At 49.1% G+C, this 984-nt stretch carries 1 protein-coding gene; it reads right to left on the bottom strand.

What is annotated here, in order from left to right; translation table 11 throughout:
- Positions 1 to 984 (bottom strand): ankyrin repeat domain-containing protein (locus tag CX664_RS17700; RefSeq protein ID WP_180966539.1); only part of this gene is annotated, 984 nt, incomplete at both ends.

A 984-nucleotide genomic window follows, 5' to 3' on the forward strand; every position in this document is an offset into this window, starting at 1 on the left:
AGGGAGGGGTCAATGGTCAGCAATTTCTGGATGGCCTCTGTGTGGCCTTTTTCAGCAGCTTTGTGGAGAGCCGTTTGGCCATCGTTAGTCTTCTCTTTGGCCACAATTTCCAGCAATGCATTGACGGTCTCTGTGTGGCCTTGACGAGCAGCTTCGTGGAGAGCCGTATCACCATTGTTATTCTTGACATCAACCTGGATGCGCATGGGGGCAATTTCCTTAAATGCCCTGACGATCTCTGTGTGACCATTACGAGCAGCCAAGTGGAGAGCCGTACAGCCATCGTTCATCTGTTCATTGACTGGGGTTTGATAATTTTTCAGCAGCTCCTTGACGGACTCTATGTGGCCGTTCTGAGCGGCCATATGCAGGGGCGTAGCACCATCTATATGTGTTTTGACATTGACATCCACTTTCTTATCAAGCAGCTTTCTCAGGCAATCGGTTTGCCCCCAACAAGCGGCTAAATGCAATGCCGTATTGCCGCTGTTATCAGCGATATTGAAATCCGCTCTTTCAAGCAAATAAGTCAGGTGATCTAATTTGCCCCAAAGGGCCGCTATCATTAAAGGTGTGATACCGTCGTTATCTCGGGCATTAAAGTCCACTCCTATCTCTGTCGGATTGTTCAGGTAATTGAAAAACTCCCAATCACCTTTTCTGGCAGCAATGTGCAGGGGCGTCTCACCCTGATGATCGGCGGCATTGACATCGGCACCGTGGTCGATCAAAGTCCGGGCTAAATCCGTATGTTGATGCTTTAAGGCGACAGCTAACAGGTATTCAGGATGACCGGTGAGCGCCGAGCGGTAAGGTTGATTGGCCAACGTCTTGTCTTTGTCCAGATAACAGTTCAGCTTTCTCAGATTACCGCTACGGCAGACATTAAGCATTCGGGATTCACAATAAGGTGATTCGTCGTCATCAACGCTTTCCTCATCCTTACGAATCAGTGGCAGTGCCGTTTGCTCGCATTCACTGCAT

This window comes from Endozoicomonas acroporae, assembly GCF_002864045.1.
GTDB classification, from domain to species: Bacteria; Pseudomonadota; Gammaproteobacteria; order Pseudomonadales; family Endozoicomonadaceae; genus Endozoicomonas; species Endozoicomonas acroporae.